At 66.9% G+C, this 25,718-nt stretch carries 25 protein-coding genes; 17 read left to right on the top strand and 8 right to left on the bottom strand.

Annotation, left to right across the window (positions count from 1 at the left end; translation table 11 throughout):
• Positions 1-34 precede the first annotated feature (34 nt).
• The 6 genes from ASF80_RS10885 to ASF80_RS10910 all read right to left on the bottom strand — a co-directional run bounded on the left by ASF80_RS10885 (position 35) and on the right by ASF80_RS10910 (position 8,634).
• Positions 35-1,063, bottom strand: coding sequence for an ABC transporter permease (locus ASF80_RS10885; RefSeq protein ID WP_056312025.1), 1,029 nt, complete (start codon positions 1,061-1,063; stop codon positions 35-37).
• The gene (locus ASF80_RS10890; protein WP_056310666.1) at positions 1,063-2,367 is read right to left on the bottom strand and encodes a quaternary amine ABC transporter ATP-binding protein; all 1,305 of its coding nucleotides are present in this window, start codon (positions 2,365-2,367) and stop codon (positions 1,063-1,065) included. The genes ASF80_RS10885 and ASF80_RS10890 overlap by 1 nt, the downstream gene beginning before the upstream one ends.
• 433 nt (positions 2,368-2,800) lie before the next feature.
• Entirely contained in the window at positions 2,801-3,919 is a 1,119-nt protein-coding gene (locus ASF80_RS10895) for a class I SAM-dependent methyltransferase (protein ID WP_056310668.1), read from the bottom strand.
• Positions 3,920-3,968: 49 nt separating this feature from the next.
• Positions 3,969-4,958: a hypothetical protein gene (locus tag ASF80_RS10900; protein WP_056310670.1), complete on the bottom strand. Its 990-nt coding sequence runs from the start codon at positions 4,956-4,958 to the stop codon at positions 3,969-3,971.
• A complete protein-coding gene (locus ASF80_RS10905; RefSeq protein WP_056310672.1) occupies positions 4,955-5,638 on the bottom strand; it encodes an alternate-type signal peptide domain-containing protein in 684 nt (227 codons plus the stop codon). The genes ASF80_RS10900 and ASF80_RS10905 overlap by 4 nt, the downstream gene beginning before the upstream one ends.
• Entirely contained in the window at positions 5,635-8,634 is a 3,000-nt protein-coding gene (locus ASF80_RS10910; RefSeq protein WP_157521033.1) for a hypothetical protein, read from the bottom strand. The genes ASF80_RS10905 and ASF80_RS10910 overlap by 4 nt, the downstream gene beginning before the upstream one ends.
• A gap of 284 nt (positions 8,635-8,918) precedes the next feature.
• Here ASF80_RS10910 and ASF80_RS10915 point away from each other — a divergent pair, with 284 nt between their 5' ends.
• The 10 genes from ASF80_RS10915 (at position 8,919) to ASF80_RS10960 (ending at position 18,113) form a co-directional block, all read left to right on the top strand.
• Positions 8,919-9,575, top strand: coding sequence for a TetR/AcrR family transcriptional regulator (locus tag ASF80_RS10915; RefSeq protein ID WP_056310676.1), 657 nt, complete (start codon positions 8,919-8,921; stop codon positions 9,573-9,575).
• Positions 9,572-10,603: an ABC transporter ATP-binding protein gene (locus tag ASF80_RS10920; RefSeq protein ID WP_082488279.1), complete on the top strand. Its 1,032-nt coding sequence runs from the start codon at positions 9,572-9,574 to the stop codon at positions 10,601-10,603. Before ASF80_RS10915 ends, ASF80_RS10920 begins: the two co-directional genes overlap by 4 nt.
• Positions 10,600-11,400 carry an ABC transporter permease subunit gene (locus ASF80_RS10925; protein ID WP_056310677.1) on the top strand — a complete coding sequence of 267 codons (801 nt, stop codon included), beginning with the start codon at positions 10,600-10,602 and terminating at the stop codon, positions 11,398-11,400. Before ASF80_RS10920 ends, ASF80_RS10925 begins: the two co-directional genes overlap by 4 nt.
• Positions 11,401-11,565: 165 nt before the next feature.
• Complete coding sequence (locus ASF80_RS10930) at positions 11,566-12,345, top strand: carbon-nitrogen hydrolase family protein (RefSeq protein WP_157521034.1); 780 nt, start codon at positions 11,566-11,568, stop codon at positions 12,343-12,345.
• 48 nt (positions 12,346-12,393) lie between these two features.
• A complete protein-coding gene (locus tag ASF80_RS10935) occupies positions 12,394-13,863 on the top strand; it encodes an APC family permease (protein ID WP_056310680.1) in 1,470 nt (489 codons plus the stop codon).
• A 52-nt stretch (positions 13,864-13,915) separates the two neighbouring features.
• Positions 13,916-14,626, top strand: coding sequence for a FadR/GntR family transcriptional regulator (locus ASF80_RS10940; RefSeq protein ID WP_056310682.1), 711 nt, complete (start codon positions 13,916-13,918; stop codon positions 14,624-14,626).
• Between the two features lie 176 nt (positions 14,627-14,802).
• Complete coding sequence (locus tag ASF80_RS10945) at positions 14,803-15,210, top strand: GntR family transcriptional regulator (protein WP_056310684.1); 408 nt, start codon at positions 14,803-14,805, stop codon at positions 15,208-15,210.
• Positions 15,207-16,124 carry an ABC transporter ATP-binding protein gene (locus ASF80_RS10950; protein ID WP_056310686.1) on the top strand — a complete coding sequence of 306 codons (918 nt, stop codon included), beginning with the start codon at positions 15,207-15,209 and terminating at the stop codon, positions 16,122-16,124. Before ASF80_RS10945 ends, ASF80_RS10950 begins: the two co-directional genes overlap by 4 nt.
• Positions 16,124-16,810, top strand: coding sequence for a hypothetical protein (locus tag ASF80_RS10955; protein WP_056310688.1), 687 nt, complete (start codon positions 16,124-16,126; stop codon positions 16,808-16,810). The genes ASF80_RS10950 and ASF80_RS10955 overlap by 1 nt, the downstream gene beginning before the upstream one ends.
• A gap of 163 nt (positions 16,811-16,973) precedes the next feature.
• Entirely contained in the window at positions 16,974-18,113 is a 1,140-nt protein-coding gene (locus ASF80_RS10960) for an FUSC family protein (RefSeq protein WP_082488280.1), read from the top strand.
• 3 nt (positions 18,114-18,116) lie between these two features.
• On the opposite strand, the gene ASF80_RS10965 is transcribed toward ASF80_RS10960, so the two are convergent.
• Positions 18,117-18,698: a helix-turn-helix domain-containing protein gene (locus ASF80_RS10965; protein ID WP_056310690.1), complete on the bottom strand. Its 582-nt coding sequence runs from the start codon at positions 18,696-18,698 to the stop codon at positions 18,117-18,119.
• A gap of 75 nt (positions 18,699-18,773) precedes the next feature.
• On the opposite strand from ASF80_RS10965, the gene ASF80_RS10970 reads away from it, so the two are divergent.
• Entirely contained in the window at positions 18,774-20,180 is a 1,407-nt protein-coding gene (locus ASF80_RS10970) for an MFS transporter (RefSeq protein WP_056310692.1), read from the top strand.
• A 70-nt stretch (positions 20,181-20,250) separates the two neighbouring features.
• Here the strand turns inward: ASF80_RS10970 and ASF80_RS10975 are convergent, their stop codons facing one another.
• Positions 20,251-21,042 carry an SDR family NAD(P)-dependent oxidoreductase gene (locus ASF80_RS10975; protein ID WP_056310695.1) on the bottom strand — a complete coding sequence of 264 codons (792 nt, stop codon included), beginning with the start codon at positions 21,040-21,042 and terminating at the stop codon, positions 20,251-20,253.
• 114 nt (positions 21,043-21,156) lie between these two features.
• Between ASF80_RS10975 and ASF80_RS10980 the strand changes: the two genes are divergently transcribed.
• The 6 genes from ASF80_RS10980 (at position 21,157) to ASF80_RS11005 (ending at position 25,718) form a co-directional block, all read left to right on the top strand.
• Positions 21,157-21,657, top strand: coding sequence for a MarR family winged helix-turn-helix transcriptional regulator (locus ASF80_RS10980; RefSeq protein ID WP_056310697.1), 501 nt, complete (start codon positions 21,157-21,159; stop codon positions 21,655-21,657).
• A gap of 99 nt (positions 21,658-21,756) precedes the next feature.
• Complete coding sequence (locus tag ASF80_RS10985) at positions 21,757-22,215, top strand: GyrI-like domain-containing protein (RefSeq protein ID WP_056310699.1); 459 nt, start codon at positions 21,757-21,759, stop codon at positions 22,213-22,215.
• A gap of 487 nt (positions 22,216-22,702) precedes the next feature.
• Positions 22,703-23,572 carry a hypothetical protein gene (locus tag ASF80_RS10990; protein ID WP_056310701.1) on the top strand — a complete coding sequence of 290 codons (870 nt, stop codon included), beginning with the start codon at positions 22,703-22,705 and terminating at the stop codon, positions 23,570-23,572.
• A 159-nt stretch (positions 23,573-23,731) separates the two neighbouring features.
• Positions 23,732-24,082, top strand: coding sequence for a hypothetical protein (locus ASF80_RS10995; protein WP_056310703.1), 351 nt, complete (start codon positions 23,732-23,734; stop codon positions 24,080-24,082).
• A gap of 81 nt (positions 24,083-24,163) precedes the next feature.
• The gene (locus ASF80_RS11000; protein ID WP_056310706.1) at positions 24,164-24,736 is read left to right on the top strand and encodes a hypothetical protein; all 573 of its coding nucleotides are present in this window, start codon (positions 24,164-24,166) and stop codon (positions 24,734-24,736) included.
• A gap of 190 nt (positions 24,737-24,926) precedes the next feature.
• The gene (locus tag ASF80_RS11005; RefSeq protein ID WP_157521035.1) at positions 24,927-25,718 is read left to right on the top strand and encodes a peptidoglycan-binding domain-containing protein; all 792 of its coding nucleotides are present in this window, start codon (positions 24,927-24,929) and stop codon (positions 25,716-25,718) included.

Consider the following 25,718-nt stretch of genomic DNA (forward strand, 5'->3'; position numbering starts at 1 on the left):
TGCTGTGTTGCTGTTCTCTTGCGGAGGGGATGAGTCAGTGCACGCCGCCGCCGACGGCGGTGCGACGCGGGGAGGCCTTCTCGCGCTCGGCCGCGTCTGCGGCATCCTTCGCGTCGGCCGCCTCGGCCGTTACGGGTGCGGATGCGGATGCGGTCGACTCCGCCTCAGCGGCTGCCGTCTCGAGACGCTTCTGCGTCCGGCGACGCGCGAGCATGCCCAGCAGCGACGAGCGGTTGCTGCCGAGGTCGCCCAGGGCCGCGGTGACGCGGTCGAGGAACACGGCGATGAGCACGACGCCCAGCCCCGCCTCGACGCCCTTGGCGATGTTGATGGTCGAGATCGCCTCGACGACGATCTTTCCGAGGCCGTCCGCTCCCGCCATCCCGGCGATGACCGCCATCGACAGCGCGAGCATGATGACCTGGTTGACGCCGGCGAGGATCGTCGGCATCGCGAGCGGAAGCTGGATGCCGCGCAGGATCTGACCCGGCTTCGCGCCGAACGCCTGACCGGCCTCGACCGTCTCGGAGTCGACGCCGCGGATGCCGAGCTCGGTCAGTCGCACGCCCGGAGGCAGCGCGAAGATCACGGTCGCGACGAGGCCCGGCACGACGCCGATGCTGAAGAACACGATCGCCGGGATCAGGTAGACGAACGCCGGCATGGTCTGCATGAAGTCGAGAACGGGCTTGAGCACCGCGCGCACGGTGGCGTTGCGGGCAGACCAGATGCCGAGCGGCACCGCGATCAGCACGGCGATCACCGCGGCGACGAGCACGAGGGCGAGCGTCTGCATCGCCGGAACCCAGAGGTTCATGGCGACGATCAGACCGAACGAGACGATCGTGCCGATCGCGAGCTGCCAGGAGCGCACGAGCCAGGCGATGAACGCGGCGATCAGGATGATGACGATGAAGTGCGGGCTGAGCAGCGCGCGGGTGAGACCGTCGACGAGGAAGCTGACCACGAACGAGATGACGTCGAGCAGACCGTCGAGGTTCGTCTTGATCCAGTCGACTCCTGTTGCGACCCAGCTGCCGAGGGGAATGCGGAAACCATCCATCAGCGCACCTCCTCCGTCGTTCCGGCGGCCGGCTGCGGGTCGGCCGTCCATCCGTCATCGAGTACTGCATCGATCTCGGCCTGCGGCATCGGGAGCAGCGGCAGGGTGAGCTCACCGGTGGCTCCGGGGCCGGGGCCCAGGGCTGCGAGCAGGGTGATGCGCGGGATCACGCCGACGAGGCGCCCCTCGGCATCGACCACGGCCAACGGCAGCGGCGACTCGACCGACGGGATGAAGAGGTTCATCAGGACCTCGTCCTTGCTGACGCTCTGCGGCACCGGCTTGATGATGGACTCGAGAGTCGACACCCCCTGGCGCACGAGCTTGACGGCATCCCGATCGGTGACGATTCCCAGCAGCTTGCGGTCGCGGCCGGTCACGTAGGTGGCCGACATGAACGCGTCGCGCATCTGGCGAAGCGCCGTGCGGGGGCCGGCGGTCTCTGCGACGACCGGACGCGGGCGCTCCATCACGTTCGCAGCCGTGAGCACGCGGGCGCGGTCGACATCCTGCACGAACTGCTCGACGTAGTCGTTGGCCGGGTCGGTGAGGATGTCCTCCGGTGTGCCGATCTGCACGATGCGGCCATCGCGCATCACGGCGATGCGGTCTCCGAGGAACATGGCCTCGTTGAGGTCGTGGGTGATGAAGACGATCGTCTTCTGCAGCTTCTCCTGCAGCTCGAGCAGCTGCTCCTGCATCTCGCGACGGATCAGCGGGTCGAGGGCGCTGAACGCCTCGTCCATGAGCAGGATGTCGGAGTCGGCCGCGAGCGCACGGGCGATGCCCACGCGCTGCTGCATGCCGCCGGAGAGCTCGGACGGCAGCTTGTCGGCCTGGCCCTCGAGCCCCACCAGGGCGAGGATCTCCTCGGCCTTCTTCAGGCGCTCGTCCTTGCCTACGCCCTTGAGCTCGAGCGGGTACGCGACGTTCGCGGCGACCGTGCGGTGCGGCAGCAGAGCGAAGTGCTGGAACACCATCGAGATGCGGTCGCGGCGGATCTCCCGCAGACGCGACGACGGGATGCCCGTGATGGGGTCGCCGTTCACGACGACGGATCCGTCGCTCGCCTCGTGCAGCCCGTTGAGCATGCGGATGATGGTGGACTTGCCGGAGCCGGAGAGCCCCATGATCACGAAGATCTCACCCCGGTTGACCGTGAAACTGGCGTCGATGACGGCGGCGGTTCCTGCGTCGCTGACTGCGGATCTGCTCTCACCGGCCTTCAGTCGACGGACGGCACTGCTCGGATTCTTCCCGAACACCTTGTACAGATTGCGCGCTTCTAGAGCGATTTCGGACACGTTTCCCCTGCGGCTCGCCTTCGGGCGGCTGAGCCTGCTTCGGTTACGCCCGGGTGATCCTCCCGGCCGTTTCGACGTGGTGCTGTGGCGGCGCGGACGGCGGATTTCGGATCCACCGCGATAGAGCATCGACCGTACGTCCACGCCTCTTCGCAGCACAGCACATTCGAAAGAAGGACGTGGTCGCGGACTGGTCTTCGGGCCGTCAGGCCCACCAACCAACGTAACGAAATGGCCGGTCAGGGGCAAATCCTCTATTTCGAGCGTTGTTCAGTTCCGTCGGCTGACCGGGGGATTGTGCGGGTTTCGGCCATGGTCGCGAGCGGGTTGTGCGCGGGCGTTTCGGCGGCCGTTCGCGCCTGCGTCGGCCCGATCCCGAGCATTCGGCCGCGGGAAGCGCGTAGGGCCGAACCAGGCGCAGGGCGGAGACGGATCAGCGACGGATGCTGCGCGTCACCGTGAACTTCGGAGTGCGCTCGAGCTGCTCGGTGGCACCCACCAGACGGGTGAGTTCGGCACGATATCCGAGCGACGAGTTGAAGACCGTGAAGAGCTCGCCGCCGGGGCGGAGGATGCGGGCGGCCGCCTCGAACAGACGCGTCGCCGCGCCGGTGTGCACGCTGCTGCCGAGATGGAAGGGCGGGTTGAGCAGCACGACGTCGGCGCTGGCGTCGGCGATCTCTGAGCCGGCGTCGTCGTGCATCACGGTGACCCGATCGCCGACGCCATTCGCGGCCATCGTGGCACGGGCGGAGGCGACGGCTGCGGCCGACCGGTCGGTGGCGATGACGCGGGCTTCGTGGTGCGCGAGCGCATACGACGCGGCGAGCGCGCCGGTGCCGCAGCCCAGATCGACGACGGTCGTGCCGGAGTTCGACTCTTCGCCGCCGTCGAGGCCGAGCACGTCGAGCAGAACCCGCGTGCCGATGTCGAGCTTCGCCCCCGCGAACGCCCCGCCGTGGCCGACCAGCGTCAGTCCCTCATGCTGCGCCGTGAGGGGAAACGGCGGCTCCGAGGACACCGGCCGTGGCTCACTCGCGATGACCAGGCGGGACTTCCGTTCGGCCCGCTGCGCCTGCACCTCGACAAAACTGCGCTCGAGCACCTCGTTCTGCGCGATGGTCATGTGCTTGACGCGGCCACCGGCGACGAGCACGACATCCGGCGCGGCCCAGCGGGCCACGGCATCGGCGCTCTCTTCCAGCTCGGCGAGCGCCTTGGGCAGCTGCAGCAGCACGAGTCGCGCCCCGTCGAGCAGAGTCGCATCGAGCTCGTGCGACGAGAATCCGGCGAGCCCGAGCTCTTCGGCGTTGCGCGCGAGGGCACGCCGCCCGCTCGCGAGGTCCTGATGCACGCGCACACCGTCGAAGCCGGCGGAGGTCAGCGCCAGCGTGATCGCGCCGTATTCGTCGCCGATCACCGCGATCTCGTGCCCGTCGATCCCGAGCGAGAGAGCGCGCTCGCCCAGCAGCAGGTCGGTCGCGTCGTGTGCCTGAAGGTTGTCGGCCTCGACATCGGGCCAGCGGCGCAGGCGGCTGTAGGGGAAGTCCACGCCTCTAGACTACGAGCGGCACCCGCTGACGCGGATGTATCGAACGCTGTCACTCGTTCGAGATCGTGGTGGCGAAGTGATCGCTGGGCTGCGTGACTGCGGCGTTGAGGTTCGTCGCTGCGGGGTCGAGGACGATCGTGATGTCCGGCTCGCTGCTCGGGTCCGGGTAGAGCGCCGCACTCCAGACATCCACGTCCCTCGGGCGGGTCTGGTCTTCGGCGACACCGGTGGCTTCCGCGTCATTGACGTACGTGCCCAGCAGCGGCAACGAGGGAGGGAAGCCCACCGTCGTGTTCCACGTGTCCAGAGCGCCGTAGACCTTTCCGTCCTCGGCGGTGCCCTGCGCGAAGGCATCATTGACGTAACTGCCGTCCGGTGCGTTGATGAACGCCATCGCCGCACACCAGGTCTGGCTCGAGCCGCCGTCGCTCCAGGCCCCAGACGCCTGAAGCCGATGCTCCTGACCGTCGAACACCATGATGTTCTTGTGGGTCTCCCCGTCGGACGAATCCGGGGTCGCGGGCACAGCTGTGCAGCCACCGCCTGCGTCAGCGGGATACACCTTGAGGGTCGAGTGACGAAGAAGCGTGCCCTCTTGCGCCATCCCGGCGCTCAGATCGTGAACGGACCCGTCGATTGCGACCTGCGAGGTCACGGACACGTCATAGACGAGGCCGACGATGCCGTCCGCCCATCCGGTGGCCTCGAAGGTCCAGATGATCGGTGCCGCGTCAGGACCGGTCTGCCCGAGGACTTCGGCCATCTTCGAGCCAGGCAGTACGAGCTCGACCGCGGCACCATCCGTGCTGCGGACGAGAGCTGCCGACCCATCGGCCGGAGCCGCCGCGAAGGCGACCCGGCCGTGGTCGAACGCAGGAATGCTGACGGAATCGTCCATCGCCCACAGTGCGTAGGCGGCGGGAACGGTTCCGGCAGCGAGTGCTCCCAGAACGAGTCCACCGATGGCGGCCTGTGCATAGGAGCGACCGAGGGTGCGCCTGCGCGACCCCTCCGCCAGGCGTTCGCTCGTGCGGCTCATGGGCTCCCTTCCTCGACATGGCCGGCTCCCCCGCGAAGCTGCTCGAGCGAGATGACGATGTTCCCGGCTGCCCACTGGGCGGGTGCGTCGCCGACGGACTCACCGTCGACCCAGTCGTAGTCGCCGAGGATCTCTGCGGAGATGACGACCTTCCAGCCATCCGTGACACCATGATCGGTGCCGGTCAGACCGTCCACCGCGAGAGTCGTGCCGAAAGGCGCCGATCCGCTTTCGGGCGCGACCTGAACGCCCTCCTCGTTCGCGATGTGGAACGACAGCGTGATCAGTCCGTCCTCGACGTCCTGAGCGGCATCGCTCCCGCTCGCGTAGTCGACCGCGAGCCCCGCATCGAGGTTGTCCCCCTGGAGGTACGACTCGACGGTCTGGGTGATCGTGATGACATCTCCGGGCATCACACGGAAGTCCGTGGGCGTACCTGTGAGCGGGAACTCCTCCGGGTTGCCGCTTCCCGGCGTGGCCTGACTCCAGGTCGTGTCCATCGAGACGAGCCGGAGGTTGCCACTGGTGATGTCACCGAGGCTGGCCGAAGTACTGGCTGACCAGAGGGCATGCGCGCCTGCTGCCGATCCGCCGGCGATGAGCAGCCCGACCACGAAGGGGGCCGCGACCGCGAGGCCGGTTCGCCCGAGCCTCCGCCTGCCTCGTTCGCGCGCGGTCACGGGGTCTCATCCGACTCGGCGATCGGGCCGTCTGCCGTGGTGTCCCCGGGAATGAGCGACGCGCAGGAGAAGAGCTTCACGGAGTCGCCGCTTTCCAGCGACGGGACGCTGCCGATGAGTCCAGCGTTGCCGAGGCGCTCGTCCGAGTCGTTGACCTGGATGTCACGGAGAACCGTGACCCAGTCGTCTGCAGAGGTGTTGGTGACGGTGTACACGAAGCACACGGGCTGTCCGTCTGTGAGCCGGCTGTCGCGCGGAGCGGGCGTACCCGTGGCCTCGATCCGATCCACGGAGGAGGAATCGCCGACGTCGATGAACGCGCGCTTGGCGATGTCGATCACCGGGTCGGTGGCGTAGAGGTACGGGGTCACATCCGGCACGAGCAGGCCGTCGTAGTTGGAGTCGCCGGTCGCCACGGTCGCCGAGATCGTCGTCTTGGTGCCCGCCTCCGCATCACCTGCGGCAGCGGTCACCACGATCGCAGTCGTCTGCGACGCTCCACCGTCGATCACCGGCGACGGCGCGCTCAGAGAGATCTTGGGCGTCCCCGCGGGCTGGCTGATGCTCGTCGTGAATTTCAGCTGCTCGGTCGGAGCAGGCGCGCCGGCCGCCAGCATGTAGGTGAAATTCTTGCCCCGCTCGTCACCGGTCACCAACGTGAACCTGCTCGGCTGAGCGGTGATGGGGTTCACGAACGTCACGACGTTGTCGGTGGCGCGCTCGTTCCCGGTGGTCGCAGCACTGATGTTCGCGAGTCCCGCGGGGATGGCGACGGTGCCTGCACCGATGGTCACGGTCGCCTGCGCGGTGTCGTCGACGCGCACCACCACATCGAACTGCGTGCCCGCGCTTCCGGCGATCTCCGAGACCGAGACGATACGCGGGTCGAGCCTGCCGGCGTCGATCGTGCTGATGCCTGCTGCGACGCCGTCGAGTCCCTCGGACGTCGTGCGTCTCGCCTCGACGACGAAATCATCGCTGGTGACCGTCGACGTGTCGAGCTGCATCGACGAGGTGAGCGTGAAGTGCAGGTCGCGGGCGTGCGTCTCCTCGTTCTGAGTGGTGCCCTGCGCGATGGTGAGCGCGGGACGGCAGTTGCCGTCGATGACTGCGACGCGCGAGTACTGCGACGACGCGGAGCTCGGGAGAGGTTCCATCGTCTGCACCCTCAGGGCTCCGCTCACCGCTCCCGAGAGGGGATCGACGGGGCCGACGCCGCTGTTCGTCTCGAGCAGCTCGTCACCGGGCATGGGCAGAGCGACCTGGAGGATCTGACGCTTGTCGGCCGCGACGTCGAAGCGGCCGATGTAGACCTCCGCGTCATTGCCCTGGGTCCAGTAGACGTCGAGCTCGACGGGCACTCCGGGATAGCGGCCTGCGGTGTAGTCGGTCGTGTTTGCCTCATCGGCGGGAGGGGCCACTTCAAGGGGCACCGTGCACTCGATTGCGGTGATCGGAGAGGTCTGCACGTTCGCGCTGCTGCGCGCGGTCGGCCACCACGTGTTCAGCTTCGCGTTCGCAGACGCGTTCACGTTGCTGACCAGTGTCGCGGCCACAGAGCCGTTGCCCGAGAACTCTTCGAGAACGGTGTTGGTCTGGCTTCCGGACCGCGATCCGAACGTGTTGCGCGCGATCTCGACCACGCCGGTCTGCAGCATCCGGATGCCGGAGCGGGAGGCGCTGGTCGAGAATCCATCGAAGTGGTTGTCGATGACTGAGACGCGCGAGGCGGCGAGGTTCGTCGCCGAGTCGGTCGGCTCGAGACCGTCCCAGTAGACGGCCTGCGTGTTCATGGTTCCCATTGCGAGGAACTCGTTGTCCGCGATCTTGCCGCCGGTCCCGATGCGCTTGTCGGTGGGGAGCATGATCGCCGCCGCGTGGTCCGGCACATCGCCGTTGCCCGACATACCCGTGAAGTCGTTGCCGATGATCTCGAAACTGTCGAGGTTGGCGTAGGCCAGGTCGATCACCGCCTGACGAGCGCGGTAGTACGGGGCGGAGAACGTGTTGCCGCCGACCTTCAGCGTGCCCACCGTGGCGTACCGGAGGTCGAGGCCGCGAGCGTCCGAGGCGGATGATCGGTTGATGTTCGGAGCGACGTTGTCGGTGAACTCGAGCTCCGTGATGTGCTGCTCATAGGCCTCGACCGGCGTCGAGGTGCACCCCGCAGCCGTGCTTCCGTTGCACGCACCGGCTGCGTCGCTTGCGAGATAGGTGTTGCCGGTGACGGTGAGCCCCTTGACGGGGAACGACGCACTGGTCCCCTCCACCACACCCCAGTTCCACTCTCTCTCGCTGGAGGCGAAGCCGCTGATCGTGGAGTTCGAGACGGTGATCTCCTCGGCTCCCCCACGCACGACGAAGAAGCGTTCGGGGTAATACGTGAGAGTGCGCACATCGAGGTCGTCGAGGGTGACCCGCTTGGCCTTCGGTCCGATGTAGAAGGAGGTCTCCCCCGCCCAGACATCGTCGACAGCGCGGATGGTGATGTCGGGCCCGTTGAGGTGGAAAGGAGCGACAGCGAGGTCCCCTGCCCCGGCGGGGTGGATAGTGATCCTGTGCTCGAGGTCGATGATGACCGGCGCGGTCACCTCATACACCGCACCGCTCCCGTCACCACTGGCATCGCCGGCTACCGCACCGTTGGCTCCGGAGAGGGCCGTGGTCCTCATCCGCGTCGCCGTGGTGATCGCGATGTTGCCACCTGCGAAATCGGGGTCGACCCCGATGGCCACCTCACCGGGGGCAGCGTCGAGGGCGTTGGATTCTTCGATGGCCGCGCGCAACGTGCACGTTCCGTCGGTGGACTCGCATATGCCGTCTGTGAGGGAGCCTGCAGCGCTCTGAAGTCCCAGGGAGTCGACCGACAGCTGGGTCGCCGCCTGGGCCAGGCTCGCAATCGTGATCGGTGTGAGCAGTCCCGCTGCGACGGCGAGCGCCACGCCTGAGGCGACGGCCTTCCGGCGACGTACGCTGTCGGTTCCACGAGTTCGCATTTTCACTGTCTCCCTACTGCGCAGCAGCGCGGCGATGTCCAGGAGTGGCTGACGCTTCTATGACAGCTCCGAACGGCGAGGGCACTCCGCGTTCGGGCGAACATGGGTGGTGCACGATCGGAAGTTGGGTATTCGTGTGGGCATCCCTGCGTGACATACGCGTAACGCGGATGCACGAAACGCCGGTCGGCCGATGTTGCTCCGAGTTCTCCGTGGCGGACCGAGACGTCCAGAGTGCACGTGCCCCCTTGACGTCGGCTGAACACTTGTTTAGTCTGCTGTACATGCGTTCAGCATCTGACGATCTCACCGCTCGTGCCCGCATCCGCGACGCCGCGATCGGCGCCTTCGCACGCGACGGATTCGACGCCACCAGCATGCGGACGATCGCGGCGCAGGCGGGAGTGAGCGCGGCGCTGATCGTGCACCACTTCGGCGACAAGAATGCGCTCCGCACCGCGTGCGACGACTATGTGGTCAGCGTCTTCACCGACGAGGAGCACGACCTCATCACGGCACCGACCAGCGATCGCATCCGCACTGCGCTGCACGACCTCGACCGGTACGGGCCCTATATCGACTACCTCGCCCGGATGCTGGTCGACGGCTCACCTGCCTCCGATCGACTGTTCGACAGCTTCCTCGCGAGAACGCGCGATGTGCTCGCCGAACAGCGTGACGCCGGGATGCTCGAGCCGATGAGCGACCCCGAGATGACGACGCTGCTCCTCACCCTGATCGGCCTCGGGCCGGTCGTGATGCGCACGCAGATCGCCCGCACGCTGGGCGCCGATCAGCTGAGCCCGTCGGGCCTCGTGCGCACGACGCTGCCGACGCTCGAGCTGCTCACCCATGGCATCTATTCGACGACCGCGCTGCTCGACGGAGCGCGCGACGCGCTCGCAACGGAGAGCGGGACCCCAGAGGGAGGCGCATCATGACCGACATCATCGAGATCGATCGGCTGCACAAGCGCTACGGCAGGCGTGTCGCGCTGCACGAGCTCGACCTGCACGTACGACCCGGAACGGTCTTCGGACTCATCGGGCCGAACGGCGCCGGCAAGACGACCACGCTGCGCACGCTCGTCGACATCATCCGCCCTTCCTCCGGCGCGGTGCGCGTGCTCGGCGAAGACCCGCGTCGTGGCGGCGCCACCCTCCGTCGACGCATCGGATACGTACCGGGCGAACTCCACCTCGAGGGGCGATCGAGCGGACACCGGATGCTGTCGTTCTACGCCCAGGTCTCGGGCAGCCGTGACTCCGCGGCCACGTTGCAGACCGGCCGCGACCTCGCCGACCGCCTCGGTGTCGACCTGTCACGCCCGGTGCGCACTCTGTCGAAGGGCAACAAGCAGAAGGTCGGGCTGATCCAGGCGTTCATGCATCGACCCGAGCTGCTGATCCTCGACGAACCCACCAGCGGCCTCGACCCCCTCGTGCAGCGCGAGTTCCTGCAGATGGTGCGCGAGGCGAAGGATGCGGGGCAGACCGTGCTGCTCAGCTCGCACGTGCTCAGCGAGATCCAGCAGACCGCCGACGAGGTCGCGGTGCTCGCCAACGGCCGAGTGGTGGCCGACGGCGACGTCGCGTCTCTGCGGCTGGGCTCGATCCGACGGGTGCGCGTCGAGCTCGCGACAGCGGATGCCGCGGGAGTCCGCGCCGGCTTCGACCGAGTCCCGGGACTGAGCGGCATCGATGCGAGCGATGCCGACGGCATCCTGCAGCTGTCCGGCACGATCGACGGCGCCATCGATCCGTTCATCAAGGCGCTCGCCCCGTTCGAGGTGCGCGACCTGACGGTCGAGGAGCCCGACCTCGAAGAGTCGGTGCTGCGGCTGTACGGCGACCCGGCGGCGAGCGCAGCGTCGGTTCAGCCACGCGGCGAGGGCGGCAACGGCGTTGCCGAGGCCGACGCCCCACTCCCGACGAGACGCTCGATCCGCGACGGGGAGGCGGAGCGATGAACGGCATCCTTCCGGTGTTCCGGCGCAACCTGCGCGACTCGTGGCGGAGCCTGCTCGGGTGGACGGTCGGCCTCGCCGCCGTACTGTTCCTCTACCTGCCGCTGTATCCGAGCATCGGGGGCAACGGGCAGATGCAGGACATCATCGACGCCCTCCCGAAGCAGCTCGTCGAGACCATCGGGTACGACCAGATCTCCAGCGGCGCCGGGTACACCCAGAGCACGTTCTACGGGCTGATGGGCTTTCTGCTGCTCACGATCGCTGCAGTGATCTGGGGGTCGGCGGCGATCGCCGGGGCGGAGGAGAGCGGGCGAGCCGAACTCGACCTCGCGCACGGCATCGGACGCGGCCAGTACGCACTCGAGTCCGCGCTCGCGGTGCTCGTCCGCCTGCTCTGGCTCGGCGCGTTCTCGGGCGTCGTCGTCTGGGCGTTGAACGACTCCGCCGAGCTGGGCCTCGAGGGCTGGCGCATCGTCGGAGCCAGCGCGGCGCTCACCGGACTCGCTTTCCTCACGGCATCCGCCGCCCTGCTCGCGGGAGCTGCGACCGGGCGTCGGATCTGGGCGACCGGGGTCGGTGCGGGAATCGCTGTCGTCGGGTACATCCTGCAGGCGCTCGCCAAGCAGTCGAAGGATCTCGACTGGCTGAACGCGCTCTCGCCCTATGCGTGGGTCTACCGCCAGTCGCCGCTCTCCGAGGGCGTCGACCCCGGCGGCCTCGCGCTCACCTGGGGCCTCGCGGTCGCGTTCGTCGTCGCGTCGGCCCTCGCGCTTCGCGCCCGCGACCTGCGCGGCTGACGTCTCGCGCACAAGGGGGTGGATGCTGCGGCATCCGCCCCCTCTGTGTGCTCCCGAATTCGCATGCCCCTTGCGGAGGAAACACGATCGACACACAATGGTCATCGAATAGATCAAATTGATCTGTTTGATAGGTGCAACGACGCACCCGAGGGAGACGACCGCATGACCCTGACCATCGCCGGCCTGCAGCACCCCGGCGTCCCCGGCGATGTCGACGCGAATCTCGCGATCATCGCGGACGCCGCTCGACAGGCAGCCGACAAGGGCGCACGGGTCCTCGTGACCCCCGAGATGTTCGTGACCGGCTACAACATCGGAGCAGGCCTCGCACCCCTCGCCGTGCCCGAGCTCGTCGACCGGGTCGCCGCCGTCGCGATCGAGACCGGCATCGCGATCATCGCCGGCCTTCCCGAACCCCACCCCGGCGGAGGGATCACGAACTCCCTCGTCGTGATCGATCGAGACGGCACCGAGCTGCTGCGCTACCGCAAGACGCACCTGTTCGGGGACCTCGACCGCAGCCTGTTCGTGCAGGGCGACACTCTGCCGGGCACGGTCGAACTCGACGGCGTGACGCTGTCGGTGCTCATCTGCTACGACGTGGAGTTCCCCGAGACCGTGCGCGCGGCAGCCCTGAACGGAGCGGATGCCGTCATCGTGCCGACCGCGCAGATGGAGCCGTACGCCCACATCGCCGAACGGCTCATCCCGGTGCGCGCCTGGGAGAACCAGATCCACGTCGTCTACATCAACCGCGTCGGCGACGAGGGCGACCTCACCTACGTCGGACGCAGCAGCGTCGTCTCACCGGATGGCGTCACCCTCGCCGCTCTCGGCGCCAGCGACACCGGACTCCTGATCGCCACGATCGATCCCGAGGCCACCCGGCGTGCGCGCCGCGAGAACCCTTACCTCGCCGACCGCCGCACCGACCTGTACTGAACCTCCTCGCCCCGCATCCGTTCAGGGTGCTCTGTCGAAAGTGACCTCATGACCGTCTCCCCTCTCGCCGAGCCGCGCCAGCGCCTCGACGGCCAACTCGGAACCGGCGCGATCGTCTTCATGGTGATCGCCGCCGCCGCACCGCTCACCGTGATCGGCGGCAACGTGCCCATCGCAATCGGTGCCGGCAACGGCCCAGGTGCCCCGATCGGCTTCGCCCTCGCCGCCGTCATCCTGCTCGTGTTCTCCGTCGGATTCGTCACAATGACGCCCTTCGTCAAAGAGGCCGGAGCATTCTTCTCCTACGTCACCGCCGGCCTCGGATCGAGGCTCGGACTCGGCTCGGCCTTCACCGCCCTGGTCGCCTACACCGCGATCCAGGTCGGAATCTACGGCTACATGGGCTGGGCGGTCGACGACCTCGTCACGTTCTTCGGGGGCCCCAGCCTGCCGTGGTGGCTCTACTCGTTCGCGACGATGGCGATCGTCGCCGTGCTCGGATACCGGCACATCGACCTGAGCGCCAAGGTGCTGGGCGTCGCCCTGGCACTCGAGATCCTCGTCGTCGTGGTGCTCGACGTCGTGATCTTCGCGACCGGGGGCGCCGACGGCATCGCACTCGAGACCTTCGACCCGACCTACGTCTTCTCGGGCGGCATCGGCGTCGCCGTGCTCTTCGCCCTGACCGGATTCATCGGCTTCGAGGCGACCGCCGTGTTCCGCGACGAAGCCCGCTCTCCCGAGCGGACCATCCCCCGGGCCACCTACCTCGCGGTGATTATCATCGGCGTCTTCTACGCCGTCTCCTGCTGGGCGCTGATCACCGGAGTCGGCGCCGGCAACGCCGTCGCGGTCGCTCAGCAGACGCTCGCCGGCGAGGGCAACATGCTCCTCGACACCACCACGCAGTATCTCGGGCCGATCATGCGCGACGTCGTGCAGGTGCTCCTCATCACCAGCCTGTTCGCGTGCGTCCTCTCGTTCCACAACGTGATCGCCCGATACCAGTTCACCCTCGCACACAAGTCGGTGCTGCCCGCACGGCTCGGTCGCCGCCATGCATCCCACCACTCCCCGGCGTTCTCCTCGATCGTGCAGACGATCACGGCGGCCATCATCCTCGCCGTGCTCGCCCTGCTCGGCCTCGATCCCCTCGTCGGGGTGTTCGGCTCGATGGCCGGCGTCGCCACGGTCGGCATGGTGCTGCTGATGCTCACGACCTCTGTCGCGGTGCTGGTGTTCTTCGCCCGTCGCCCCCAGCTCGCGGCCGGCCGCGTGGGCAGAGCGAGAGTGTTCCCCGTGCTGTCGGTGCTCGGTCTCGTCTTCGCGCTGTGGCTCGTGCTCTCGAACTTCACCCTGGTGACCGGTGGAAGCGCAGCGGTGAGCACGGCGCTCGCGCTGATCCCCGTGATCGCCATGGTGATCGGTATCGTGTGGGGCAAGCGGTTCTCGCTCGACGCCGACCCCGTCGAGGGCTCCGCCGCATCGGGCCGCACGGAGGAGACCGCGGCGCGCTGACCGCAGACTCCAGGGTCGCGACCGATGCCGACCCGAGAGACGAGCGCGAACCATGGACCTGGCCTCCCCGGCACTCGGTGCGATCCGCCGCACCACCGCCGTCGACACCGTCCGCGCCCGCATCTCGCTCGCTGTCGAGCTCGGCATGCTCGCCCCCGGTCAGCGACTCCCAGGAACGGATGACACCGCTCGCGCGTTCGAGGTGAGCGAGATGACGGTGCGTCGGGCGTATCGCGCGCTCAGCGCGGAGGGCGTCGTGGTGCGGCGCCCGGGTCACGCCGGCGGCACCTTCATCGCCGACGCACCCGTGGTCGGCACGGTCGTCGAGATCGACGCCTATCGCGCGGATGCCGCACACGTGCACGCGCTCATCGACCAGCGCGCGGTGCTCGAAGCGGGGCTCACTGCTCTGGCGAGTGGCAGTGCCGATGCCGACGCGTTCGAGCGCCTCGACACGCTCATCGACGAGATGCGCGTCACTCCCGACTGGACCGGCTTCCGCACAGCAGACGCCGCGTTCCACGACGTGCTCGCCGGTATCGCGGGCACAGAGGGCGCCATCGAACTCCACCACCGGGTCAGCCACGAGCTCTACGCCTATTTCATCCCGTATCGGATCGACTATCTGCGGGCGTCGAACGAGGAGCACGCGCTGCTCGTCGATGCGCTCCGATCGGGCGATGCCGCCGCCGCCAGTCGCCTGGCCTTCGACCACGTCGCCGAACTGCACGGCTCGATGTACGTCGGGCACCCCCGCGCCTGACCCTCCCCTACCGGTCCCCACCCGCCGTCCCGGCGCGGTCACAAACACACCGGAACTGCCGGTTTCGGGTGTTCTTTCGACCACCCACGCGCCGCAGACGACATAGCGGTTGACACGACCGAGGTTCAGTGGTTACCTAGTCGAGTAACTAACCCACTAACCACTGCGGAGGACTCGTGATCGAAGAAGGCAAGCCGCTCTTCCTCCAGATCGCCGAGCAGATCGAGGACTCGATCCTCGACGGCTCACTCCCGGAGGAGTCGCAGGCGCCCTCGACCAACGAGCTCGCCGGCTTCTACCGGATCAACCCCGCGACGGCTGCGAAGGGAGTCGCCATGCTCACCGACAAGGGAGTGCTGTACAAGCGCCGCGGCATCGGCATGTTCGTCGCCACCGGGGCGAAGGATCTGCTCCTCGGCGAACGCCGCGCCGCATTCGCCGACCGCTACATCGACCCGCTCCTCGCCGAGGCCCGCACGCTGGGGCTCGGCGCCGAAGACCTCGCCGCACTGCTCCACGAGCGGGCAGCGCAACCGGCACACACCACACAGACCACCCAGGCAGAAGGGAAGACCACCGCATGACCGCCGTCATCGAGGTCCAGAACCTCACCAAGCACTACAAGGAGAAGAACGCGCTCGACGACGTGTCGCTCAGCCTCGAGGGCGGCGCGATCTACGGCCTCCTCGGCCGCAACGGCGCGGGCAAGACGACGCTCATGTCGATCCTGACCGCGCAGAACTTCGAGTCATCAGGCACCGTGCGCGTCTTCGGAGAGCACCCCTATGAGAACGCGCGGGTCCTGAACCGGATCTGCTTCGTCCGCGAGAGCCAGAAGTATCCGGATGACGCCTACCCGCGTCACGCGTTCAAGGCCGCGAGCCTGTTCTTCCACAACTGGAACCAGGAGCTCGCCGACGAACTCATCGAGCAGTTCCAGCTGCCGATGAAGCAGACCATCAAGAAGCTCTCGCGCGGCCAGCTCTCAGCCGTCGGCGTGATCATCGGTCTCGCCTCCCGCGCCGAGCTCACCTTCTTCGACGAGCCGTACCTGGGTCTCGATGCGGTCGCCAGGCAGATCTTCTACGACCGCCTGCTCGAGGACTACGCCGAGCATCCGCGCACGATCGTGCTCTCGTCGCACCTGATCGACGAGGTCTCGAACCTCATCGAGAAGGTCATCGTGATCGACAACGGGCAGATCCTGCTCAACGAAGACACGGATGCCGTGCGCGACCGCGCCGTCACCGTGGTCGGCGATGCCGCCAAGGTCGACGCGTGGGCCTCCGGCCGCGAGGTCCTGCACCGCGAGGCACTCGGCCGTGTGGCATCCGTCACCGTACTCGGGGCGCTGTCGTCCGCCGAGCGCGCCGAGGTCACGGCATCCGGTCTCGACCTCGCGCCCGTCTCGCTGCAGCAACTGATCGTCCGGCTCACCCAGAGGGCCGAGGCGGATTCCGCCACGAGAGGTTCCGCCATGAAGGAGGAGGTGCGCTGATGCGACGCACACTCAACGTCATCCGCCTGCAGCTGATCAACCGCCAGACGTTCATCTGGGTGCCGCTGATCATCCTCGGCTCGGCAACCGTCATCTCGATCCTCATCTACGCGATGATCCCCGTCGACACCCCGAAGTACGGCGGTGGCGGCCAGGCTCCGCTCTGGTACTTCTTCGCCATCGGCATCTCGGCCATGACGCTCACGTTCCCGTTCTCGCAGGCGATGAGCATCACCCGGAGGGACTTCTTCTTCGGCACGCTTCTCACGGCGATCCTCGGTAGCGCGTTCATGGGCGTGCTGTTCCTGATCGGCGGCGCCACCGAGACGCTGACCAACGGATACGGCGTCAACGGCTACGTGTTCTACCTGCCATGGCTGTGGGAGGCGGGTCCGTTCGGTGCGTTCGTCGTCTACTTCACGCTCGCGCTCTTCCTGTTCGTCGTCGGCTTCACCGGCGCGACGATCTACAAGAGCTGGGGGCCGACGGTGCTCACCATCGTCGGGGTCGGCCTCGCGCTGATCCTCGTCGGTCTCGCCTTCCTCGCGACGAGGCTCGACCTCTGGGGACAGGTGTGGACCGGCATCCTCGATGCGGGCGCACTCGGACTCGCGCTCTGGGGACTCGTCGCCACCGTGGTGCTCGTCGGCGTCTCGTTCCTCGCGTTCCGCCGGGCGATTCCCTGATCCAGTGGGTCACCCCGACCCCCGACGCCGGTCGCTCCTCACGGGGCGGCCGGCGTCGTCGCGTCTGCACCCGCTACTCGCCGCGAGCGCAGGACGCAACCCGGTGCGAGCAGGGAGGCGCAGCGGATAGCGTCACCTGCGGGGAGGATGACGAAGGGATGCCGTGACCACCATCAGCACGCGACTCCGAGCGCGCCGCTCGGGGGCCGCACTCGAGATCCGCGAAGCCGTGCATCCGGCCCGCCTCCTGCTCGTCGCGAAGACCACGCTCGCCGTCGGCCTCGCCTGGACGATCGCCCCGCACATGCCGGGCATCACCGACGAGTACCCCTATTACGCCCCGCTCGGCGCGCTCGTGAGCATGTACCCGACCCTCATGGGGTCGCTGCGTTCCGGACTGCAGACGCTCTTGGGCCTCGCCACCGGAATCGGGCTCGCCCTCCTCGTCGTGATCACGGTCGGCCCCACATGGTGGACGATCCCCGCCGTGGTCGGGGTGGGCATGCTCATCTCCGGCACCGGATGGTTCGGGGCGGCTCGTGAGTACGTCCCCGTCGCCGCGCTGTTCGTGCTGATCATCGGCGGTCAGAACGCCGACGACTACTCGCTCGGGTATCTGGTGCAGATGGCGGTCGGCGTCGCCATCGGCCTCATCGTGAACGTCGTGATCGCGCCGGCCCCGCTCACTCTCGCCGCAGCCGCACGGGTCGACGCGTTCCGTGAGCAGCTGAGCGCGCACCTGCACGACATCGGCTCCGCCGTGTCGGAATCCTGGCCGCCCGAACACGAGAAATGGGCCGACGATGCGGCGTCTCTCGCCGACACCACCTCGGCGCTGCGAGCGGCTCTGGCCGACGCGGACGACAGCCGACGCGGCAATGTCAGGGCGCGCGGCCGACGAGGCGAGACTCAGCACATCCATGCCGACCTGACGCGCCTCGATCGGGTCGCCCACCTCATCCGCGACATCTCCGACGAGATCGCCGACACCATCTGGGATCGACCAGGCGCCCTCGAGCTCGACCCCGCACTGCCCGAGCCGCTGTCGGCCGCGTGTCACGCCGTCGCCGAGGTCATCGGCCAGGAGGAGCCGCTGACCGCTGCAGATCACCGCGCCAGGGCCGAGGCGGCGCGGGCGATCCGCCTGCTGCTCGAAACGGTCGATGTCCGCACCATCGACGTGCGCCGCTCGATGGGACCCGGTGTGCTCGCGGCCATGCACCTGCGCCGCATCCTGATCCTCAGCGGACACCGAGAGCCGGATGAGCCGGCTGGCTCCGACGCGGAGAGCTCGGGAGCGTAGCCGTCAGATCGTGTCGTCGGCGGCGAGGATGTCGATCTGCCATGAGCACCCGGCCGGGTCGTCCTTGTCATGGGCGTCTACCGCCTCGGTGACGACCTCCTGCACGCGCTCCATCACGGCTTCGAACTCGGCCTCGGTGAGACGCACCATGCGCTGCGAGAAGTGGGCTCGTACCTCTGTCGCTCGGCCCGAGAGGTATTCGGGAGTCCAGGCGATCACGCGACTCAGCATGTCCTGATGGTCGTCGGCGACCGAGCGGACCATTGCGGTGCCCAGGGCCTCATCCGGCACCGGATGCTCGGGGCCGCCGACGTTGAACGATCCTCTGCGTGGCTTCCAGACGCGGTCGCGGCGATCGCGGGCATGCTCGGGTGCCTCTTCGATGAGACCCGCATCGGCCAGGACCCGCAGGTGGAAGCTCGCACTGTTGGCCGGCACGTCGAGGTCGGCGGCGACGTCGGCCGCACGCAGGTGCTCGCGACGCGAGAACAGACGGATCATTCGACGACGCAGCGGGTGCGCGTAGGCCTTGAGCATCGCCGACGTCATCCAGACCTGGTCCGCGTCCTTCTTCGCCTCCTCCATACCGAGAGTGTATCCGCACAAGAAGTTGCGCAATAAGTATTGCGCAACTCTTCTTGCGCAATTACGGTGAGTACCATGACGACCGTGACCGAGCCCCACCGTCTGTGGCGCAACACCCGATACCTGACCTGGCTCGTGAGCGACACGAGCAAGGGACTCGCGGCCGCCCTGTTCGCGTTCGCTATCCCGCTGCTCGCCCTGATCGTCACGAACGACCCCGCGCAGGCCGGCATCATCGGCGGCGCAGGCATGGTCGCCCGGCTGCTGCTCACGCTCGCCGGCGGCATCCTCGCCGATCGCCATCGGCGCATCCTCCTCATGCTGATCGGCTCTCTCATCGGCATCCTGCTGGCGGGCGCCTTCACCCTGCTGGCACTCGGGGGTGCGCTGACCTTCGCCACCCTCCTCATCGCCGACGTGCTGCTGGCCGCGCGCAGCGGACTGTTCGACGTCGCCGGCGAGAGCGCCATCAAGGAGATCGTCCCCGACGATGCGATGGGCAGGGCCCAGGCGGCGAACCAGGGACGGGATGCCGCGCTGCAGCTCGCCGGCGGCCCTCTCGGCGGCCTGCTGCTCGGCGTCGGCGGATGGCTGGTCGGAGCGGTCATGACGCTCTGCCACGCGGTCGCGGCGGTGACGGCGTGGATGCTGCAGCGCGAGATGCGCCGCGCCGGGATCGTCGACACGGGAGCGGATGCAGTCGCTGCGGGCGCCCGGCGGGAGAAACGAGATCATCCGGTCGGCGACGAGCGTGTCGCCGTGGGGCTCGCCGTGGATCCGGCGGATGGTCTGGGTCTTCCCGTGGACACCGCGGCAGACGTGGGCGCGCAAGGCAAGACCAGCGCATGGGCCGAACTGCGCGAGGGCTTCACCTGGTTGCTCTCGCGACCCGATCTCGGCGGCGTGCTGCTCATCATCACGGTCATCAACCTGGGCTTCAACGCTGCGATCACGACCACGATCTACGCGCTGCAGCAGGACGGCTACTCCGAACTGCTGATCGGTTCGCTCAGCGCGGCCGTGGGTGCCGTCATGCTCGTCGGGGCGGTCGTCGCGCCGACGCTTGTGCCCCGGATCCGCGCCGGCGCGATCGCGATCAGCGGACTCTCGGTGGTCGCCATCGGCACGATCGTGCTGTCGATGGTCACCGAACCGTGGACGATCGTGGTCGTGCTGGGAGCCTCGGTGCTGCTGCTTCCCGCCCTCAACGCGGGGATGATGGGCTACTTCATGGTCGCGACGCCGACGCAGCTGCTCGGCAGGGCGAACAGCGCGGCCGGCGTTCTCGGCATGGGCGCACTGCCGCTCGCGCCGCTGATCGCCGGCTTCGGCCTCACCTGGATCGGACGCGAGTGGACGATCCTCGTCTGCGCGGCGCTCTGCGTCATCGCGGTCGCGCTCGCCCTGGGCAACCGCGCATTGCGCGCGCTGCCGATCGAGTCGCGCTGGGCCGAGCACGCGAAGCAGTACGAGAACGCCTGAGCCGCACCCCCGTTTCACGCCCTGATCTCTCCTCGGGGCTTGGCCGCAGACGTCGGACGCTCCGAGGTTGTCAGAGCATCCCGGTGAGCACGCCCCCATCGGCGCGCAGTGCCGCGCCGTTCGTCGCCGACGACAGCGGGCTCGACAGATACGCGACCAGGCTCGCGATCTCCGTCGGATCGATGAATCGCTCCAGCAGAGTCGTGCGGTTCCGGCCGATGATCGCATCCTTCATCGCCTCCGCGGGGAGCGACTGGGCCTCGGCCACGGCGGCGACCGATGCGGCCACTCCATCCGAGAACGTGGGACCGCCGAGCACGGTGTTGACCGTGACCGCGGTTCCTCGGGTGAGCTTCGCCAGGCCGTTCCCCAGCGCGATCATCGCCGCTTTCGTCATGCCGTAGTGCACCATGTCGGCCGGCACGTTGACCCCGGATTCGCTGCTGATGAAGATGATGCGCCCCGAACCCCGCGCGAGCATTCCGCCGAGCACCGCCCGTGACAGTCGCACACCGCTCATCACATTCACGTCGAAGTACCGCGTCCAGTCCTCGTCGCTGATCGATGCGAAGTCGGCGAGACCGAAGAGTCCGACATTGTTCACGAGGATGTCCACGTCACCCAGTGCGTCCGTGAGCCGCGTCACCTCACCGGCATCCGAGAAGTCGGCCGCGAGTCCCGACACTCGAGCCCCCGGCTGCTCGCCGCGCAGACGCTCGACCGCAGCGTCGACGCGTTCTGCGGTGCGCCCGTTGAGCGTCACCTCCGCACCCTCTGCGGCGAGCTGGGCCGCGATGGCGTATCCGATGCCCTGGGTAGAGCCGCTGACGAACGCCTTCTCGTCGTGCAGTCGCAGATCCATGACTACTCCTCCTCGCGCCGCCGAGCGACGCATTGACTTGCCTGAGCAAGTAACTGTACGGGGATTAACTTGCCTGAGCAAGTGAATACCGAGCAGATGAAGTAGTGTCATGACATGCCTGAGCAATCGATCGACGATCCACTGCGCGCGGACGAACTGGAGATCTGGGCGTCCGTCGCCACGTTGATCGAGCGCCTCCCGACCGCTCTCGACGCTCAGCTGCAGCGAGACAGCGGGCTCACCCATTTCGAGCACGGCATCCTGTTCGCCCTCGACTCCGCGCCCGATCGATCACTGCGCCTCAGCGTCCTCGCGAGCTACGCCAGCTGCACCCTCTCGCGGCTCTCCCGCGCTGTCTCTCGCCTGGAGGCGAAAGGATGGGTCCGCCGCGAGACCGACTCCGCCGACGGCCGGTTCACGCTCGGCATCCTCACCCCGAGCGGGCACGACAAGGTCGTCGAGTCCACTCCCGCGCATCACGCACTGGTGAGGCGGGTGATCTTCGAGAGCCTGACGGTCGCGCAGACGCGCCAGCTCGGCGTGATCAGTCGGAGGATCTCCACCGCGATCGGACCGGACGAGGCGTGGAAGCCGCCGGTCCCCGAGCGCCCCTGAGGAATGTCGGTGTCGGGATCGGACATCGGTGTCGATGCGGATGTCGGTGAGGATGCGTAGGATCGGCGGCACCGACACCCCTACTTTGAGGAGACGACGATGTCAGCCCTGGAGATCAGCGAGAAGCCTCTTCCCTATGTCCGCCTCGCGACCCTGACCGAGAAGGTCGACACGCAGCCCGAGGTCGCCGCGGTCGTCGGGCCACTTTTCGACCGGGTCGCCGATGCGCTTCTGGCATCAGGGGCGACCCCCGGCCTGCCGATCGCCGAGTACGACATGGACCGCCACGGGGTGCGCATCACCGTGGGCTTCACCTACGACGGCCCCGCGATCGACGGTCTCGTGATCGTCGAGCTGCCGGCCGTGGAGTCGGCTTTCACGGCCACCCACCACGGATCCATGGCGACGATCGATGACAGCTGGGGCGCGGTGAACGCCGCGATCACAGAGCGGGGCGCCGCGGCTGTCGGACCCTGCCGCGAGGTCTACCTGCAGTCGGAATCCGAAGATCAGGCCGACTGGATCACCGAGCTGCAGCAGCCGGTCTCAGCGAGCTGAACCGGGCGAGCGGTCGGCAGGATTTGGCGGATACCAGCTTCTACCTCTTGCCGTCCACCCGAAGAAGGGCGACCCCTTCCCGGGGTACTCGCTTCTACTGCCCGACAACCAAGAGACGGACGCAACGATCAGATCGTTCCCGTTCATGTATCGGCCCACCTCCACGCTTGACTTGTCAGCGGCAGCCCTCAAAGCACTTACAGATGCGGGAGTGTGTGAAATTCGACTCCGAAGATGCGGCTAGACAAGCGATCGCAGTAACCGAGGCATAGTTCCACCCGCTCTAGAAGCCCTTCCGTGTGTCAGGATCCTGGCTCGCATGCCCCAGGTGCCCCGCCATTGCGCGGCATCAATGCAGGCAGACTGAGTGTCGTGATGAAGACGATCTATCTCGACCAGATGAAGTGGATCGACCCTCGCGCGCGCTGAGACCAGACACGCGCAGGGCGCGCAGTACATCCCGGCACTCGAGGCCTTCAAGAAGGCCGTGGACGACGGCCGCGCATCCTTCCCTCTCAGCGTCGCTCACTACATCGAGACTGGCAAATCTCAAGACTCCAGCCGCCGTGTCAACCTCACCAAGACCATGATGCGCCTGGCCGGCATGGATCGCATCGCCCCGCCCCACGTCGTCGTTCCGTGGGAGATCCGCAAAGCACTGATCGAGGTCTTCGAGCTCGACGCGCCAACCCCTGGGCTGCAGCTGTTCGGTGAGACCGCGGCGCACGCGCACGCGCTGCCATCCCTCCGCTACACAGCACCTGAAGAGCACGAAGGCGTCATGCTGTCGGAAGCGGACAAGCGGAAGCTCGAGGAGCTCGTCGCGCCGAAGTTTGAGGCGATCATCCTCGGTGGCATCGCCCCGGAGGGGTACCCAGAGAGCACGCGACTCGTCTTCCAGGACCTCCTGGACTACGACGAGCGTTTCGTAGCCGAACAGAACCGAATCGCAGGGTGGGTCGAGAAGCTCCCGCGCACGAAGCTCCCCAACATCATGGTCGCGACGGCCATGCAGGACATGCTCGAACCTGCGATCGAAGCGGCTCAGGAGTTGGGCGTCGCTCCCGAGGCACTCGTCGAGGCGCAGAACGTCACCCGACTCATCGAACACATGCCTTCACGCTGGGTCGAGATGAAGCTTCGCCACCTCAAGCAGGCCAACCCCCAGAAGCGTTGGGAAGGCAACGACCTGAATGACATCACGGCGTTGGCAATAGCCGTGCCCTACTGCGACGTCGTGGTCACGGAGAAGTTCTGGTCTTCGATACTCAACAACGCCAAGGTGTCGCAGCGCTACGACACCTTGGTCACCCCCAGTCTGCAAGACGTCGTTGACCTGCTCGGGCCCCCGAACTAGCTGCCCGTGGAAGGCGTTCCCTTGGCCGCCGACGCGGCGCAGCGTCATGCCGATATGTAGGAATACAACGTCGTGCCGCCTCGACGCGGGGCTGAAGCGGACTCTATCTTTGGCGCAACTTCATCATCTTGAAGAACCATTGACCGGAGGAAGATCGCAATGTCGAGATTGACCATCAAGAGAAAGTGGGGCGGCATAGCTGCGGCATTGGCAGTCACGGCCAGCATGCTCATTCTCCCCGCACAAGCCGCCTCGGCATGCACCATCAACCTCACCCACACAGCAAGCAGTGCAAACGTATCGGTCCAGAACGACTGCATCGGTTCGATCGAGAAGGTTCAAGTCCGCCTATACCGCTACTACAACAGCGTGATCAACACGTTCTACGGTGCTGAAGGAACGTGGAGCTCCACGGTGACGAACGGCACTGGCACGCAGGCGGGTCAGGCCTACCGCCAGAAGTCCGCGATCTCGCACAGCTGGTCGGGGTATATCTCGTACACGTCCTGAGTAGCCCACGAAACCAGACGAGTGCAGGTAGGTCGCCGGTTAGCGACCTACCTGCACTCACGTGTCGTCACAGGAGATGACTTGAACTACACCTACACTGACCGGATGCGACTCTCAGCGACGATTCTTGTCGGCGCCCTTGCCCTCGCGGCTCTCGCTGGTTGCACTGCCCCCGAGGCGGCCACGAACCCCTACGGCGATCGGATCGAAGAAGCTCAGAGCCAGGCAACCACCGACTTCGAGAAGCAGGTTTTCGATGATGGGGAACTGACACGGGTCGAGTACGAAGAGGCGGTGAACAGGTACGTCGAGTGCATGGAAGCTCAGTCCGTTCAGATCACACCACTCGAGCAGACCGGCTACTTCGTGTTCAGTACCTCGTCGGACTCCGCCGCCTATGACGCTTCGGACGAGCAGTGTCGGCCGGGAACATTGGAACTCGTCGAGCCTCTCTATGTGGACATGACGATGAACCCGGAGAACCGTCCGTTCACCGAGGTCGTTCGCGAATGCTTGGTTGCCCGGGATGCGATCGATGACGGCTTCACAACGGATGACCTCAATAAGGAGATGTCACGCGGTGGCCCCCTGACCGAGACTGAGGACTACACCACGTGCATAGCCAACCCCTCGTACTCGTCCGATGAAGGGTAGACGCTCAGGCGCACGGTTCTTCGCACTTGGCGCAGTTGCTCTCCTTATAGGCGCACTGGGAGGAGTTGCTGCGTGGACATCACTGCAACCTAGGACGGTAGAAGATGAGCCCCTGTCTAGCCAAATGGTAGTCCTGGAGCAGTATGCTGCCCCAGTAAATGTGTCGCTCAAGCCGGTGTACGGGTCACCTATGAGTCCGCGGCTGTACGCAAGCGGCGTGGTCAGAGCGTTTGATTGCGTCCCCGAATCCCCTTGGATATCAGGTGACTCGAACATCACAATCGATGACCGTACGCTCCGCAATCTCGTGCTCCCAACACCACCGTGGCGTTCCCTCCGCGTTGACGATCGTGGAGACGACGTACAAGAGCTCCAGGAGGCGCTGCGAGGTCTCGGATATGCGATCGACGCCGATGGCGTGTTTGGGCAACACAGTCTCGAAGCGTGGCGCGCGTTCACCAACAATCCGAAGGCTGAGACCGCTGCCCTCGAGGACTTCGTGTGGGTGCCGTCAAACTTCGTGTCGAGCAAGTGCGAGCTGATCCTTGGCGACTCGGTGACAGGCCCCATGTCGCCCGCCTCCGGCGATGCGACAGTCGCCAGATTCTCAATCGTCGGGACAATCCCTGACGCCACGAGTGAACGAGTGGTCGTCGTCGGCTCGGAGCGAGTTTCCGCGTCCGGCTCTGTCATCAGCGATCCGTCCGCGATCGCCACGTTGATGGAACAGCCGGTAGTGATCGCCGCTCTGGAGACAGAGGATGCGGCGGTGGCCGCAACTCTCGAGCTGGTGACCCCGGTTGAAGCCGCGCGCGTGTCCGCGGCCGCGATCATCACTGACGGCGACGAGGTGTGCGTCGCTCACGGCGCTACTACCTATGGCATCACCATCATCGATTCTGCGCTGGGACGCACGATCGTCACATTCGACGGCGAGGTCCCGCGCGAGGTGGATCTAGACCGGCGCATCAATCGGTGCTGA

Source organism: Microbacterium sp. Leaf159, assembly GCF_001423615.1.
Lineage (GTDB): Bacteria > Actinomycetota > Actinomycetes > Actinomycetales > Microbacteriaceae > Microbacterium.

Coding starts and splice junctions, on each gene's coding strand:
- ASF80_RS10885 (WP_056312025.1), bottom strand. CDS start 1,063: ATGGATGGTTTCCGCATTCCCCTCGGCAGCTGGGTCGCAACAGGAGTC.
- ASF80_RS10900 (WP_056310670.1), bottom strand. CDS start 4,958: ATGAGCCGCACGAGCGAACGCCTGGCGGAGGGGTCGCGCAGGCGCACC.
- ASF80_RS10910 (WP_157521033.1), bottom strand. CDS start 8,634: ATGCGAACTCGTGGAACCGACAGCGTACGTCGCCGGAAGGCCGTCGCC.
- ASF80_RS10915 (WP_056310676.1), top strand. CDS start 8,919: ATGCGTTCAGCATCTGACGATCTCACCGCTCGTGCCCGCATCCGCGAC.
- ASF80_RS10920 (WP_082488279.1), top strand. CDS start 9,572: ATGACCGACATCATCGAGATCGATCGGCTGCACAAGCGCTACGGCAGG.
- ASF80_RS10925 (WP_056310677.1), top strand. CDS start 10,600: ATGAACGGCATCCTTCCGGTGTTCCGGCGCAACCTGCGCGACTCGTGG.
- ASF80_RS10930 (WP_157521034.1), top strand. CDS start 11,566: ATGACCCTGACCATCGCCGGCCTGCAGCACCCCGGCGTCCCCGGCGAT.
- ASF80_RS10935 (WP_056310680.1), top strand. CDS start 12,394: ATGACCGTCTCCCCTCTCGCCGAGCCGCGCCAGCGCCTCGACGGCCAA.
- ASF80_RS10940 (WP_056310682.1), top strand. CDS start 13,916: ATGGACCTGGCCTCCCCGGCACTCGGTGCGATCCGCCGCACCACCGCC.
- ASF80_RS10950 (WP_056310686.1), top strand. CDS start 15,207: ATGACCGCCGTCATCGAGGTCCAGAACCTCACCAAGCACTACAAGGAG.
- ASF80_RS10955 (WP_056310688.1), top strand. CDS start 16,124: ATGCGACGCACACTCAACGTCATCCGCCTGCAGCTGATCAACCGCCAG.
- ASF80_RS10965 (WP_056310690.1), bottom strand. CDS start 18,698: ATGGAGGAGGCGAAGAAGGACGCGGACCAGGTCTGGATGACGTCGGCG.
- ASF80_RS10970 (WP_056310692.1), top strand. CDS start 18,774: ATGACGACCGTGACCGAGCCCCACCGTCTGTGGCGCAACACCCGATAC.
- ASF80_RS10975 (WP_056310695.1), bottom strand. CDS start 21,042: ATGGATCTGCGACTGCACGACGAGAAGGCGTTCGTCAGCGGCTCTACC.
- ASF80_RS10980 (WP_056310697.1), top strand. CDS start 21,157: ATGCCTGAGCAATCGATCGACGATCCACTGCGCGCGGACGAACTGGAG.
- ASF80_RS10985 (WP_056310699.1), top strand. CDS start 21,757: ATGTCAGCCCTGGAGATCAGCGAGAAGCCTCTTCCCTATGTCCGCCTC.
- ASF80_RS10995 (WP_056310703.1), top strand. CDS start 23,732: ATGTCGAGATTGACCATCAAGAGAAAGTGGGGCGGCATAGCTGCGGCA.
- ASF80_RS11005 (WP_157521035.1), top strand. CDS start 24,927: ATGAGTCCGCGGCTGTACGCAAGCGGCGTGGTCAGAGCGTTTGATTGC.